This window comes from Erwinia mallotivora (genome assembly GCF_000590885.1).
GTDB classification, from domain to species: Bacteria; Pseudomonadota; Gammaproteobacteria; order Enterobacterales; family Enterobacteriaceae; genus Erwinia; species Erwinia mallotivora.
This window is the reverse complement of the sequence record NZ_JFHN01000043.1, coordinates 32,041-46,967: the sequence shown is the minus strand read 5'-3', so window position 1 is coordinate 46,967 and position 14,927 is coordinate 32,041. Positions and strand designations below refer to the sequence as shown.

General features: G+C 57.7%; 10 protein-coding genes. 3 read left to right on the top strand and 7 right to left on the bottom strand.

The features are described from left to right. Positions 1 to 14 precede the first annotated feature (14 nt). On the bottom strand, positions 15 to 2,921 hold the full coding sequence (gene rapA, locus BG55_RS08260; RefSeq protein WP_034936396.1) for an RNA polymerase-associated protein RapA: 2,907 nt from the start codon (positions 2,919 to 2,921) through the stop codon (positions 15 to 17). Positions 2,922 to 3,021: 100 nt separating this feature from the next. Further along, entirely contained in the window at positions 3,022 to 5,382 is a 2,361-nt protein-coding gene (gene polB / locus BG55_RS08255) for a DNA polymerase II (protein ID WP_034936395.1), read from the bottom strand. Between the two features lie 173 nt (positions 5,383 to 5,555). Here polB and BG55_RS08250 point away from each other — a divergent pair, with 173 nt between their 5' ends. Next, a complete protein-coding gene (locus BG55_RS08250) occupies positions 5,556 to 6,323 on the top strand; it encodes a DedA family protein (RefSeq protein ID WP_034936394.1) in 768 nt (255 codons plus the stop codon). Here the strand turns inward: BG55_RS08250 and thiQ are convergent. The 4 genes from thiQ to sgrR form a co-directional block, all read right to left on the bottom strand. Beyond that, the gene (thiQ, locus tag BG55_RS08245) at positions 6,310 to 7,011 is read right to left on the bottom strand and encodes a thiamine ABC transporter ATP-binding protein ThiQ (protein WP_034936392.1); all 702 of its coding nucleotides are present in this window, start codon (positions 7,009 to 7,011) and stop codon (positions 6,310 to 6,312) included. The two genes, BG55_RS08250 and thiQ, sit on opposite strands and share 14 nt — an antisense overlap. Next, positions 6,995 to 8,605: a thiamine/thiamine pyrophosphate ABC transporter permease ThiP gene (gene thiP / locus BG55_RS08240; protein ID WP_034936391.1), complete on the bottom strand. Its 1,611-nt coding sequence runs from the start codon at positions 8,603 to 8,605 to the stop codon at positions 6,995 to 6,997. Before thiP ends, thiQ begins: the two co-directional genes overlap by 17 nt. Next, complete coding sequence (gene thiB, locus BG55_RS08235) at positions 8,581 to 9,567, bottom strand: thiamine ABC transporter substrate binding subunit (protein ID WP_034936390.1); 987 nt, start codon at positions 9,565 to 9,567, stop codon at positions 8,581 to 8,583. Before thiB ends, thiP begins: the two co-directional genes overlap by 25 nt. 292 nt (positions 9,568 to 9,859) lie before the next feature. Continuing rightward, positions 9,860 to 11,521: an HTH-type transcriptional regulator SgrR gene (sgrR, locus tag BG55_RS08230; protein ID WP_034936388.1), complete on the bottom strand. Its 1,662-nt coding sequence runs from the start codon at positions 11,519 to 11,521 to the stop codon at positions 9,860 to 9,862. Between the two features lie 247 nt (positions 11,522 to 11,768). On the opposite strand from sgrR, the gene BG55_RS08225 reads away from it, so the two are divergent. Together BG55_RS08225 and BG55_RS08220 are read left to right on the top strand one after the other, a co-directional pair. Beyond that, entirely contained in the window at positions 11,769 to 12,947 is a 1,179-nt protein-coding gene (locus BG55_RS08225; protein WP_034936387.1) for a sugar efflux transporter, read from the top strand. A 128-nt stretch (positions 12,948 to 13,075) separates the two neighbouring features. Further along, positions 13,076 to 14,263: a multidrug effflux MFS transporter gene (locus BG55_RS08220; RefSeq protein WP_034936385.1), complete on the top strand. Its 1,188-nt coding sequence runs from the start codon at positions 13,076 to 13,078 to the stop codon at positions 14,261 to 14,263. A 57-nt stretch (positions 14,264 to 14,320) separates the two neighbouring features. On the opposite strand, the gene leuD is transcribed toward BG55_RS08220, so the two are convergent. Then, positions 14,321 to 14,926: a 3-isopropylmalate dehydratase small subunit gene (leuD, locus tag BG55_RS08215; protein WP_034936383.1), complete on the bottom strand. Its 606-nt coding sequence runs from the start codon at positions 14,924 to 14,926 to the stop codon at positions 14,321 to 14,323. Between the last annotated feature and the right edge of the window lies 1 nt (position 14,927).

Sequence of the window (14,927 nt, the reverse complement as noted above, 5' to 3'; positions counted from 1 at the left end):
CCGCCCCGTGGATATTACTGATGGGTGACGACAATCAGGCGCAGGGCATCCAGTCGCCAGCCTGCCTCGTTCAGCGCCAGCAGGACCTGCTCACGATTGTTTTCCAGCGCGTCGATTTCATCCTGACGGATGTTGGGATTGACGGCGCGTAATGCGTCCAGACGTGACAGTTCTGCACTCAGTTTCTCGTCAGCCTGCTGACGGGCGCGGTCGATCACCTTACGGGCTTCGGCGGCGGCCTGTTCTTCTGACAGTTGCAGGATCGCGTGCACATCCTGCTGAACCGCGTTCACCAGTTTGCTGCCGGTGTGGCGATTAACGGCATTCAGCTGGCGGTTGAAGCTTTCGAATTCCACTTTTTCGGCCAGATTGGTGCCTTTTCTGTCAACCAGCATCCGTACCGGCGTCGGCGGCAGGAAGCGGGTCAGTTGCAGATGTCTGGGGGCCTGCGCCTCCACCACCCAGATCAGCTCCAGCAGCAGGGTGCCGACCGGCAGCGCTTTGTTCTTCAGCAGGGAGAGCGCACAGCTGCCGGTATCGCCGGAGAGGATCAGATCCAGCCCGTTACGGATGATCGGATGCTCCCAGGTAATATACTGCGCATCTTCCCGCGAGAGCGCCTGGCCGCGATCAAAGGTGATGGTGCAGCCATCTTCCGGCAGGCCGGGAAAGTCCGGCACCAGCATATGATCGCCAGGCGTCAGGACAATCAGGTTATCACTGCGATCTTCCTGATTAATGCCGACGATATCGAACAGGTTCAGCGCAAAGTTAACCAGCTCAATATGGTTGTCCTGTTCCGCTATCTGCTCTGCCAGCGCCTGCGCTTTTTCGCCACCGTTGGAGTTCAGTTCCAGCAGACGGTCCCGCCCCTGTTCCAGCTGATTTTTCAGGTCGTCATGCTGTTGACGACACTCGCTGATAAAGTGATCCAGTCCATCCGTACTCTCCGGTGCGGCCAGATAGCCGGTCAGTTGCGCACTGACTTTGTCATACACTGTGCGGCCGGTAGGGCAGGTGTGTTCAAAGGCATCCAGGCCTTCGTGATACCAGCGCAGTAGTACGGCCTGGGCGGTTTTTTCCAGATACGGCACATGGATTTGAATATCGTGCGCCTGGCCGATGCGATCCAGACGGCCAATACGTTGTTCCAGCAGATCCGGATTGGCGGGCAGATCGAACATCACCATCTGGCTGGCAAACTGGAAGTTGCGGCCTTCGGAACCGATCTCTGAACAGAGCAGCACCTGTGCGCCGTTTTCCTCTGAAGCAAACCAGGCGGCGGCACGGTCGCGTTCGATAATTGACAGACCCTCATGGAACACGGCGGCGTGGATACCTTCACGTTCACGCAGCACCTGTTCGAGTTGCAGCGCGGTCGCGGCTTTGGCGCAGATCACCAGGATCTTGTCGGCCCGGTGGCTGGTGAGAAAGCCCATCAGCCATTCGACGCGCGGATCGAAGTTCCACCAGGTGCCGCTGTCGCCTTCAAACTCCTGATAAATCTGCTCCGGATAGAGCATGTCCCGCGCACGTTCATCGGCGCTCTTACGCGCGGCCATAATGCCGGAGACTTTGATTGCGGTCTGGTACTGCGTCGGCAGCGGCAGACGGATCTGATGCAGTTCACGCCGTGGAAAACCTTTCACGCCGTTACGGGTATTGCGGAACAGCACGCGGCTGGTGCCGTGGCGATCCATCAGCATTGCGATCAGTTCCTGACGCGCCGCCAGCTTGTTGTCGCCCTCGCCATTCGCCGTTTGCAACAGCGGTTCGATGTCCTGCTCTCCGACCAGGTCGTTAAGCATGTTCATCTCCTGCTGCGTGATGGCCTGGTCAGCCAGCAGCGTGGCAACCGCATCGGCAATCGGACGGAAATGCTGTTGTTCTTCAACAAAGGCAGCAAAATCATGGAAACGACTGGGATCGAGCAGGCGCAGACGGGCAAAATGGCTCTCCATACCCAGCTGTTCAGGCGTGGCGGTTAACAGCAGTACGCCGGGGATCTGCTCTGCCAGCTGTTCAATTACCTGATATTCACGACCCGGCTGACCTTCCTGCCATGCAAGGTGATGCGCTTCGTCAACGATCATCAGGTCCCAGGCGGCATCAGCCAGTTTTTCCAGCCGCTGCTTGTTACGGCGCACAAAGTCGAGCGAGCAGATAACCAGCTGTTCTGTTTCGAAGGCGTTGTCACTGTCCAGCTGGGCCTGGGCATAGCGGTCATCATCAAACAGCGCGAAATGCAGATTAAAGCGGCGCAGCATCTCCACCAGCCACTGGTGTTGCAGGGTTTCCGGCACAATTATCAGCACCCGCTCTGCACGTCCCGCCAGCAACTGCTGATGAATGATCATCCCGGCTTCAATGGTTTTCCCCAGGCCAACTTCATCCGCCAGCAGGACGCGCGGCGCATGACGGCGACCGACGTCGTGGGCGATGTGTAGCTGGTGCGGGATCAGACTGGTGCGCATCCCACGCAGGCCGCTGGTTGCCAGATGATACTGTTCGCTCTGGTATTTGCGGGCGCGGAAGCGCAGGGCGAAGCGATCCATGCGATCCAGCTGGCCGGCGAACAGACGGTCCTGCGGCTTACTGAATACCAGCTTGCTGTCGAGCATCACCTCACGCAGCACCACGTCAGTTTCGCCGGTATCCAGTCGGGTGCCGGTGTAGGTCATCAGCCCGTTGTCGCTGTTAACATCGCTGACCTCCATCTGCCAGCCTTCATGACTGGTGATGGTATCCCCCGGATTGAACATCACGCGGGTGATAGGAGAGTCATTTTTTGCATAGAGTCGGTTTTCACCGGTAGCAGGAAAAAGCAGGGTGACCATGCGTGTGTCGATGGCGACCACGGTTCCCAGTCCCAGTTCGCTTTCCGTATCGCTGATCCAGCGTTGACCAAGGGTAAAAGGCATAGATATTTGGCTCGGTTCTCTTTGTGGTGGGTACAGGCAAAACAATTCAGAAAATCAGAAAGGGCGCTATGGTACTGGAAGGAAAGAGATTCGTCACCTGTCAAAAAAGCCCCAACTGTCCGGTCACCAGTGCTGCAAAGTCATCTTCCAGAAAAGGAAGTATCCCTTCCGCTACCGGCTGTAACTGCTTTGTCAGGTAGTGATCGTAGTCCAGCGGCGTAATCCGTGCTTCCAGTGGTTCCGGCCCGCTGGTGGCGATCACGTAGCGAATCTTCCCGCCGTTCTGATACAGCAACGGGCGGCCCAGCTTGTGGTTTTGCTCATCGGCAATGCGCGCGGCTCTGACATGCGGTGGCACGTTGCGTTGGTAATCGTCCAGTGGGCGACGCAGCCTTTTGCTGTAGGTCAGCTGGCTGTCGAGTTCGCCGTCCAGCAACTGACGCACCGTCTCGCGGATATACTCCTGATAAGGCTGATTTTTGAAGATCTTCAGGTAGAGCGTCTGCTGAAAGTTTTGCGCCAGCGGCGTCCAGTCGGTACGCACGGTTTCCAGGCCTTTAAATACCATGCGCTCACTGTTTCCTTCACGGATCAGTCCGGCGTAGCGCTTTTTACTGCCCTGCTCGGCACCGCGTATTGTCGGCATCAGGAAACGGCAAAAATGGGTCTCATATTCCAGCTCCAGCGCGCTTTCAAGGCCGTATTGCTGCTGAAGATGTTCGCGCCACCACTGGTTAACCTTTGCGACCAGAGTGCGGCCAATGGCGGCAGCGGTCGGCTCATCATGCGGTGTTTTCAGCCAGACAAAGGTGGAGTCGGTGTCGCCATAGATCACGTCGTAGCCTTCGGCTTCTACCAGCTCTCGCGTCTGGCGCATAATCTCATGGCCGCGCAGGGTGATCGATGAGGCCAGCCGGGGATCGAAAAAGCGGCAGGCGCTGGTGCCCAACACGCCATAAAAGGCATTCATGATAATTTTCAGTGCCTGGGAGAGCGGCCGGTTACCCTGTTTTTTGGCCGCTTCGCGTCCCTGCCAGATTTGGCTGACGATCTCCGGCAGGCAGTGTCGGCGGCGTGAGAATCGTGCGCCGCGAAAGCCGCTGACCGAATCCGCGTCATCAGGATGGGCGATGCCTTCAATCAGGCCAACGGGGTCGATCAGGAAGGTACGGATAATCGAGGGATAGAGGCTTTTGTAGTCCAGCACCAGCACCGAGTCATACAGGCCAGGGCGCGAATCCATGACATAGCCGCCGGGGCTGGCCTCCGGGGCGATTTCCCCCAGTCCCGGCGCGACGTAGCCAGCGCGATGCATTCTGGGCAGATAAAGGTGGCTGAAGGCAGCAACCGAGCCGCCGTGCCTGTCGGCTGCCAGCCCGGTTACCGTTGCCCGTTCCAGCAGAAAGGGCATCAGCTCGGTGTGATGGAAGATGCGCGTGACCAGCTCGCAGTCCTTCAGGTTGTAGCGCGCCAGCGCGGGTTTGTCTTCGGCAAAACGCTGGTCTATCTCCTGCATTCTGTCCCACGGATTATCGATGGCTTTGCCTTCGCCCAGCAGCTGGCGCGAAACGGCCTCCAGGCTGAAGGAGTCAAAGTTCCAGAAGGCGGATTTCAGCGCTTCTATGCCATCAATAATCAGCCGTCCGGTGGCCTGGGCAAAGAATACGCCGGGCTTGAAGCCGTGTTCGCGCCACTCCAGCACCTCGTTATTACGTCCTAACCGCAGCGGGATGGCGTAGCGGTCCGCATGTTTTTGCAGCACCCGCAGATCGAACTGCACCACGTTCCAGCCAATCAGTACGTCCGGGTCGTGCTGCGCAAACCAGGCATTCAGTTTTTCCAGCAGCAGTGGCCGACTGGCGACATATTCCAGGTTGAAATCCAGCCCGCTGGCATCGCCATTCTCCGGGCCAAGCATATAAACATCGCGCTGACCGCAGCCTTCCAGTCCGATGCAGTACAGCTCACCGTGACGGGTGGTTTCAATATCCAGCGATACCCACTTCAGCGGCGGACGATAGTCAGGATGCGGCTTAACACGGGTATTGAGCAGACTGTTACCGGCAGGCTGGCCGCTGAACCACACCGGTGAGGTGATGTAGCGTTCCATCAGAAAGCGGTCAGGCGGTCGGATATCGGCCTCGTACACCATCACACCCTGCTCACGCAGCAGCTTTTCCAGCTTCAGTAACTGGCGATACTGCCTGCAATAGAGCGCGGCAACCGGACGTCGGCGAAAATCTTTCAGCTCCAGTGGCACCAGCCGGTAGTGACGTTCCTGCTTCAACAGCGCTTCAGCCTGCGGCAACGCCTCCTGCGGGATGAACGCTACCGACTCCTGCACAGGCAGCACCACCCGCTGTGGACCGGTATCGGTCGCCAGCCACAGCACCACTTCGGTGCCGGATGGGGTATCCCGCCAGTGGCGGGTTAACAGAAAGCCTGCGCGTGCGTCGTTCACCTTACGTTCCTGTTGAGCTGATAAGCTCTGATAATAGCATGTTTATTTATACAGTGCTTCTCCTGTGATACCGCCGCCATCAGCGCGCAAGACACTTCTGTACAAAACAGCACTTGACGGACTCCGGGAGGCTCTGGACAATCCGCTTTCCTGAAAAAAACAGTGTGGAAAGTATGGAAGCCTGGCTGCAACATCTTATTACCCAGTCCGTTGCCTGGTCGCTGCTGGCCGTCGGGTTGATTACCTTTTTTGAGTCGCTGGCGCTGGTGGGATTGCTGTTGCCTGGCACGGTGTTGATGGCGTCATTTGGCGCGCTGATCGGCAGTGGGCAGATCGGGCTTTATCCGGCCTGGCTGGCGGGCACGCTGGGTTGTCTGCTGGGCGACTGGATTTCTTACTTTATCGGCTGGCAGTTTAAAGGACCGTTGCATCGCTGGTCGTTTATTAAAAAACATCAGGCGCTGATGGATAAAACGGAACACGCCCTGCATCAGCACAGTATGTTCACCATTATTGTCGGGCGTTTTGTCGGACCTACCCGCCCGCTAATCCCGCTGGTGGCGGGGATGCTGGAACTGCCGGTGAAAAAGTTTATTCCCCCGAATATCATTGGCTGTCTGCTCTGGCCGCCGCTCTATCTGCTGCCGGGGATTCTGGCCGGAGTTGCGATTGACGTGCCGAAAGACACCAACAGCGCGATGTTTCGCTGGCTGCTGCTGGCGGTGGCGCTGCTGGTCTGGCTGGGCTGCTGGCTGTGCTGGCGCTGGCTGCGGGCGAAAAAAACCGCCGACTGGGCAACGCCATATCTGCCTGCCGCCCGTCTGCGCTGGCTGGCACCGCTGATGATGGCGGTGGCGATGGCAGGCTTTATCGCTATCCAGTTCCATCCGATGATGCCGCTGTTCCGTCAGCTGTTGTGGAAAGTCTTTATTGGGCAGTAATGCCCAACACCCTGGCGGCGGCAACGTCGCCCTGCATCAATGCTGTCGTACTGCCATCCCAGAACACCTGACCGTCAACAATCACCGTGCTGCGCGGCGTAATGCGTGCGGCATCCTCTATATGGTGGGAAACCATCAACAGGGTGATATCACGCTCCGCACAGACCTCGTTGACCAGCTGGAGCATCTCCTGGCGTAGCGCCGGGTCCAGCGCGGAAAAAGGCTCATCAAGCAGCAGCAGGGGTTGCCTGCGCACCAGGCAACGGGCCAGCGCGGTTCGCTGCCGCTGCCCACCAGACAGCTGGGCAGGCAGACGTGTCAGGTAGTCCTGTAAGCCAACGCGGCGGGCGATGATGTTTAACGCCTGCTTTTGCTCCGCATCCAGCCGCAGACCTGGATGCAATCCCAGGCCAATATTCTGCGCCACCGTCAGATGCGGAAAAAGATTGTTCTCCTGAAACAGCATCGATACCGGGCGTCTGGCCGGGGGCGTCGTGCGGTGATCCTCACCGTTCAGCCACAGACCGCCACTGTCTGCGGGCAGAAACCCGGCAATCAGGCTCAGCAGGGTGCTTTTACCCGCGCCGCTGGGACCGAGAATTGCCACTCTCTCACCCGCCGCGACCTTGAGAGAAAAGCACATCGAAAGGGGGCTGTCGTTCCAGGTCAGGTTACTCAGTGTCAGCATGGCGCTCCGGCAGTTTTTCAATCAGCGTAAACAGCAGAAAACAGAGCAGCAATAACAGCAGCGCTGTCACTGCACCGTCATCACTGCGATAAGCACCGATCTGCTGATACAGCCAGAACGGCAGGGTACGGAAATCTTCATTACCAAACAGCGCCACCGCGCCGAAATCGCCGACCGACAGCACACAGGCAAAAGCCAGTGCCTGAGTCAACGGGCGCTTCAGCGCCCGCAGCTCGATCAGTTGCAGCCGGTTCCAGCCGCGAATATTCAGCGACAGGCACAGCAGGTTGTAGCGTGCGGCGCTGTCCCGCAGTGGGTTTTCCAGCACTTTCATCGCATAAGGCACGGCCATCAGCGCATTGGTAAAAATCACGATGCCCTCAGCCGATTGTGGCAGGCCGGTGGTGTCATTCAGCAGCAGAAAAAAGCCGGTAGCCAGCACGATGCCGGGCATGGCGAGGATTAACATTCCGCTCAGCTCGAGCGCCTGACCCATCCACAGCCGTTGATGCAGGCGCAGTTCACGGCTGCTCCACAGCAGCATCACCGTCAGGATCACGCAGAGAATACCTGCTGCCACCGCCACCCGCAGCGAGGTAAAGGTGGCCTGCCAGAGTGCAGGCTGCTGCAACACCTGCGGTAAGCCCCGGTTGATGCCCTGTGCCACCACCGCCAGCAGCGGCGGTAGCAGCAACAGCAGCGCCAGAATGATTAACAAACAGTCGCTGATTCTGGCCGGCAGGCTGTCTTCCGGATTACGCCAGCCGCTGATGCTGGCGCTCCCGGAGGGCAGGGCTTTACTCAGTCTCTGGCTGGGCATCACCAGTCCAAGACAACAGGTCATTTGCAGCAGCGCCAGCAGGGCTGCGCGACCTGCATCGAAATCAAAACTCAGCGCCTGAAAAATGGCCAGTTCGAGGGTGGTGGCTTTCGGGCCGCCGCCGAGGGCTAATACCGTGGCAAAGCTGGCAAAGCACAACATAAAAATCAGCGCGGCGGTGGGCAGGATCTGCCGTCGCAGCCACGGCCATTCGACGATACGAAAGTGGTTCCAGCCGCGCATTCCCAGCTGTGCCGCCAGCTGGCGCTGTTCACCAGGGATCTGTTCCAGCGTCTGCAACAGCAGCCGCGCCGCCAGTGGCAGATTAAAGAAGACGTGGGCCAGCAGAATGCCGCGCAGACCATAGGGCGTGAAGGTGTAGTTCACGCCCAACAGGGTGCAGAGGTCGGCCAGCCAGCCGCTGCGGCCATAAACCGTGAGGATGCCGAAAATGACCACCAGCACCGGGAGCACCAGGGTCATGGCGCACAGCCTGAGCAGGGTGGTTCGCCCCCGGAAGCGGCGGCGATACAGCGCTCTGGCAAGCGGGATCGCCGGTAGCACCGCCAGCGCGGTGGACAACAACGCCTGCTGCAATGAGAAAGCTAACAGGTGCCAGACATAATCATCCTGCCAGAGGGCCATTTGTCCGTCAGCGGGGGCGTGGTGCCACAGCGCGCCAAAGGCCAGCAACGCCACGCTGACCAGCAGCGTAGCGGCAATAATGCCTGGCACTAAGGTGGCTTTACTCAGCGGCTGACGGCGCGTTGCCATGCACTGATCCACTGACTGCGATGGCTGGCGACGTCCTGCGGCGTGAACTGGAGCGAGGTGGTGGGCACCGTCAGCGTCTCAAAACCGGCGGGCAGCGTCCCTTTTACCACCGGATACATCCAGTTGCCGGTCGGGATAGCGTCCTGAAAAGGTTTATCCAGCATAAACTGTATGAACTTCTGCGCCAGCTGTGGCTGCTTGCTGGATTTCAGCTGACCGGCAACTTCCACCTGTAAATAATGCCCTTCGCTGAAGTTGGCGGCAGCGTACTGCGATTTTTTTTCCTCAATCAGATGATAAGCCGGGGAGGTGGTGTAACTCAGCACCATATCGGCTTCCCCTTTCAGGAACAGCCCGTAAGCTTCACTCCAGCCTTTAGTCACGGTGACGGTTTTTGCCGCCAGTTTCTGCCATGCCGAAGCGGCCTGGTCACCGTAAACTTTTTGCATCCACAGCAGCAGGCCCAGTCCCGGGGTGCTGGTGCGCGGATCTTCGTAGATGATTTTTAACGGGCGATTGCTCTCTACCAGCTCCTTCAGACTGGACGGCGGGTTTTGCAGCCGGGTTTTGTCATAAACAAAGGCGAACCAGCCATAGTCGTAAGGCACAAAGGTGTGATCTTTCCAGCCTCCAGGTACGCTGAGGCTGTGGGTATCGACCCCGGCGGGCGCGAACAGGCCGGTTTTTTCAGCCGCATCCAGCAGGTTGTTATCCAGCCCCAGCACCACGTCAGCCTTGCTGTTTTTCCCTTCCAGCCGCAGGCGGTTAAGCAGGGAAACCCCATCTTCCAGCGCGACGTATTTCAGCTGGCAGTCGCAGCTGGCTTCAAAGGCCTTTTTAATCGCCGGTCCGGGTCCCCAGTCGGCGGAGAAGGAATCATAGGTGTAGACGGTCAGCGTGGGTTTTTCAGCAAAAGCAGGGAGAGAGCATAAAACTAGCAGGGGAAGGACTTTCTTTAGCACGTTGCGTTCCTTGGTGATGGTGAGGACGCATGATCTGAGCAGGCACAACTCTCAAATCCCTACGCCGGTATTAGCCGGATCAGGTTCGACGGGTCTGTCTCAGCGAAAAAAACGCGTGGCGTCGGCTAAGGTCGGGCATCGCTCAGTATCCGTATCAGCCAGTCTGCTGCGGTTCTGTGCACTGCCTTTCTGTTACTGACTGCCTGTGCTGCGGGCCGGTTATTGCCCTGGTTTTTTCGCACCCCGTTGAGAACGGGCCTATTCTAGTGATTTCCGCGCAACAGCGAAAGCATCATCCTTCTGGCGGGGCAAACCAGGCTGATTTAAAGTCAAACCAACCCAGCGTATTCATTCTGACACCACGCATACTGCGCTCGCCCTCCAGCAGCAGCCAGTGATGGAACAGCGGATGCAGGCTGTAAGTGTCAACCAGCGCTTTGCTCCAGTCGGCCAGCGGGAGAGTCTGTTCACGCCACTGCTGAGCGTCTTTTTCCCAGTCTATAGCTACGCAGTGATGCACCAGCGGGATTTCGTACAGCAGGGCAAACAGGGAGAATTCCAGTGGCAGGGTGAAATTGGCACTGCCCAACCAGATGTCGCTTTCAGCGTCGCCACGATGCCAGCTGGCATAATCCACCTGGCGGGTTTTCAGGGTTACGCCGTGGGCGGCCAGCAGCGGCCTCAGCGCCTCAGCAATAGCCTGATATTCGATATGATCGTGATACCAGGTGAGCGTCAGTGAGGTAAGGGCGTCCGGTTTTTCTGTCAGGGTCATATCGCGGCGGTGATGCCAGCGCGGCAGCAGGCCCCAGGCGGGAAACCAGTAGCGCTGATACCCCGTGCCGGTCTGGCTGAGCAGGGCTATCGGGTTGGCTATCATGCTTACCCAGCGACGCACCTGCTCGTTGCGGCCCAGAGCTGAACGCTGATCGAACAACAGAAAATAGCATCCTTCTTCCAGCCTGCTCTCTTCTGATTTTTCGTCCACACTGCCCCCCTGGAGTTTTACCCCGGAGTAGACCAGCTCTTCGCTGATCTCTGGCTGCACCCAGATGTTGACTTCATCGACCAACGCCCGGTAGCCAAAATAGTCATCGAACGCCTGGATGCGTAACTGGGTCTGCTGATTGCGTACCACTTCGTACGGCCCGGTGCCAACGGGCTGGCGGGCAAAGTCAGCCATAAACGGCCACTCTTTCGGCAGGATCATGCTGTTGACGCTGCCCAGCAGCCACGGAAGCCAGTTGTCTGGCTGATGAAGATGGATATCCAGCGTCCAGGGCGCAGATGAGGAGATCTGTTGCAGATTGGCACAGGCCGGTTGGCTTTTCAGCCTTTCCAGCGTGGCAATCACATCGGCCATCTCCAGCTCACGGCCATGATGAAAATGGATTGCCGGACGTAAAAAAAAGCGCCAGTGCCGTGGCGTAATCTGCTGCCAGTGATGGGCGATGTCCGCTTCGATTTCCCCATTTTCCTCATTTATCCGGGTCAGCCCGCTGAAAATCTGCCGCGCCAGGTGTGTTTCTGAGCGCCTGAGCGGCGTTCCCGGCAACAGATTAAGCAGTGAGCGGTAATAGAGGACGCGCAGAATATGTTTGCCCTGACGAAAGCTGCGTCCCAGACGGGAGATCAGCATCTGACGCACGGTATTTTTATCGCCAACCAGCTGGACCAGCTGATCAATTCGATCCTGTTCCAGCAGATCTTCTGCCCGTTGTTGTTGCAGGGCCAGCCCGGTATAGAGGAAGGTTAACTGTGAACGCTTACTGCGCCCGGCTTCTGCCTGCCATTCCAGCCAGCCCTGTTGCTGCATGGCATTTAACAGGTTACGCATATGACGTCGTGAGCAGCTCAGCCTGAGGGCCAAATCGTTGAGCGTGGTCTGTTGTGACTGACCTTCGCAGCTCTGCCAGAGCCGGATAAATTGCTGTTGCAGGCGGGAAGAGGACATAAAAGGGGAACCCTCATTAAAAGGTTGTCTGTTTTTGCTGCCCTATATTAGGTGAATAATAGCCGACGATGAAAGAGCGGGAGGCATTCTTCGAATGGCGCTCTGACATTATTTGAATCTGAGTATGGTGCGACTTCACCAGCCAGCGGGCGTTCAGCCGCTGGCTTTTTTCATTGGCGCGGGTTTTCTTCTATGCTTGCTGTTTGTTGCCAGTCCGCCACCATGACCTCTTTGTCGAAGGATCAGTATGAAATCGCTTTTATCGCGTCGCCGCCGCATTAACCCCGTCTACCTCGCCTTTATGGCCGTGTCCTTTATGGTGGGGGTGGCGGGCGCGTTGCAGGCACCGACGCTGAGTCTGTTTCTCACCCGTGAGGTCGCGGTTCGTCCATTCTGGGTAGGGCTGTTCTACACCATCAACGCGGTCGCCGGTATTGTGGTCAGCTTTCTGCTGGCAAAGCGCTCAGATAACCGGGGCGACAGACGTATGCTAATCCTGTTTTGTTGCCTGATGGCGGTGGGCAATGCACTGCTGTTTGCTTTTAATCGTCACTATCTGACGCTGATTACTGCCGGGGTGGTGCTGGCGGCACTGGCCAGCGTGGCGATGCCACAAATTTTTGCGCTGGCGCGGGAATATGCCGACAGCTCCGCACGTGAAGTAGTGATGTTCAGCTCAGTGATGCGCGCTCAGCTGTCGCTGGCCTGGGTTATCGGGCCGCCCCTCTCTTTTGCTCTGGCGCTGAACTACGGTTTTACCACCATGTTTGTTATCGCCGCCGGGCTGTTCGTGGTGTGTATGGCGCTAATCTGGTTCGCGCTGCCCTCGGTGCCCAGGGTGGTGCAACCGGCAGACGTGGCGATAACCGAAATCGGCGGCTGGAAAAATCGGGATGTCAGACTGCTGTTTCTCGCTTCCCTGCTGATGTGGACCTGCAATACCATGTATATCATTGATATGCCAATCTATATCAGTAGCGTGCTGGGGTTGCCGGACCGTCTGGCTGGCCTGTTGATGGGGGTGGCTGCCGGACTGGAGATCCCGGCGATGCTGCTGGCCGGGCATTACGTCAAACGTTTTGGTAAACGCAGAATGATGCTGCTGGCATCGGTAGCGGGCGTGCTGTTTTATCTCAGCCTGGTGCTGTTCCATTCGCGCGCGGCATTAATGGCGATGCAGATTTTTAATGCGGTATTCATCGGCATTGTGGCGGGGATCGGTATGCTCTGGTTCCAGGATCTGATGCCCTCCAGGCCCGGTGCGGCAACCACCCTGTTTACCAACAGTATTTCCACCGGGGTGATCCTCGCCGGGGTGCTTCAGGGGGCGCTGGCAGAAAGCTTTGGGCATATATCGGTCTACTGGGCGGCATTTTTGCTGGCGGTTGCGGCACTGGTGATGACGGCCAAAGTTAAGGACGTCTAAGGAAATCCAGGGATAGCGTTATCACCCTGTAAAAATAAAGTCAGCAGGCAGGGATGCGGCTGGTGGTTAATTGACCCGTTAAACGAAAGTGATAAGAATGAGCGCTCTCATTTCAGGATGGATTGATTATGAAAACAGGCAGGTTTAGCTATGCGCTGATGCTCGGCGCGTTGACGGCGCTGGGGCCGTTGTGCACGGATTTTTATCTCTCTTCCTTACCCGAACTCACCCGGCAGTTGAATGCCTCTACCGCTTCCGGACAGCTGACGCTGACCGCCGCGCTGGCTGGGCTGGGGGTGGGGCAATTTGTTTTCGGGCCGTTGAGTGACCGTATCGGCAGAAAAATACCGTTGCTGGTTTCGCTGCTGCTGTTTTGTCTGGCGTCGTTATGGTGTGCCTGGACTGATGACATGGCGCAGCTGATCGCCGCGCGATTCTTTCAGGGAGTGGCCGGGGCCGGTGGCGCGGTTTTGTCGCGCGCTATTGCCCGCGATCTTTATGATGGCACCGCATTGACCCGTTTTTTTGCTTTGCTGATGACCATCAATGGCATTGCGCCTGTTGTGGCTCCGGTTCTGGGCGGCCTGCAACTGAGTATCACCAGCTGGCGGGGACTGTTTATCTCTCTGGCGGTTGCCGGTGCGCTGCTGTTGCTGCTGGCGTGGCGGGTACTGCCGGAAACCCGCTCCGGGCCTCGCAACGCCACGGCATCGTCTGGCTCTGGCAGTGTGTTTGGCGATCGTACTTTTATGCTGTTATGCCTGTTGCAGGGTTTTATGATGGCGGGGCTGTTTGCCTATATTGGCGCGTCATCTTATATCTTTCAGCAGGCCTGGCAGCTTTCTGCGCTGCAATACAGTTGTACCTTTGCTGTTAACGGTGTCGGGCTGGTGATTTTTTCTTTGCTGCTGGCCAGAGTCTCCGTGAAGTGGGGAGAATCTGCCGTGTTAAGCGCCGCTTTACCGCTGGCGGTTATTTTTGCCCTGTCGCTGCTGCTGACCTTTTTATTGCAGGGGCCGCTGTGGCTGATCATTGCGGTGCTGTTTTTTACCGTGTCGATCAACAGCGGAATTTGCACACTGGCAAGCTCGGTTGCCATGCAGCGCCAGGGCGAAAGTTCGGGCACGGCGTCCGCGTGGATGGGGATGCTGATGTTTGCGATGGGTGGCGTGAGTGCCCCGCTGACCGGCATCGGAGGCACATCCGGCGTGTCGATGAGCGTGGTGCTACTGGGCGGCTACCTGCTGGCGCTGGCGTGTTATCTCGCCGTCAGAACAGCCGTTGCCACCCAGGTAGGCGCTTCGCGGCAGCTCTGACCAAAACAGCCCTTCACTCAGGCTGCGTTTCTCAACGGTGCTGTGTTACTGGTGCCATTAGCGTAAGAAGAGCGGCTGTTTCTGCTCGTAGTCGCTAATCTGCGTATTGTGCTGCAAGGTGAGGCCAATGTTGTCCAGCCCGTTGAGCAGGCAGTGACGGCGAAAGCTGTCAATGGCAAAGTCATAGCGCTGTTCCCCGGCGAGCACCTGCTGATTCTCCAGATCCACCGTGAAACTGATCCCTGGCTGTGCTGCAACCATCCGGAACAGCTGGTCAACATCGGCTTCACTCAGCGTCACCAGCAGAAGCTGATTGTTGAATGCGTTATTGCTGAATATATCGGCGAAATCGCTGCCGATAATCGCCTGAATACCATAGTCGGTCAACGCCCAGGGGGCATGTTCACGGGAAGAACCACAGCCAAAGTTTTCGCGGGTAAGCATGATACTGGCACCGCGAAAGGCAGGCTGGTTGAGGACAAAATCCGCATTGGGGATCTGGCCTTCGGCATCACTGTAACGCCAGTCATAAAACAGGTTGCGGCCAAAGCCGGTGCGGGTCACCATCTGCAAAAACTGTTTTGGAATGATCGCATCGGTATCGACGTTTGCTATATCGATCGGCACCACGATGCCGGTATGCCGGGTAAATTTCTTCGCCATG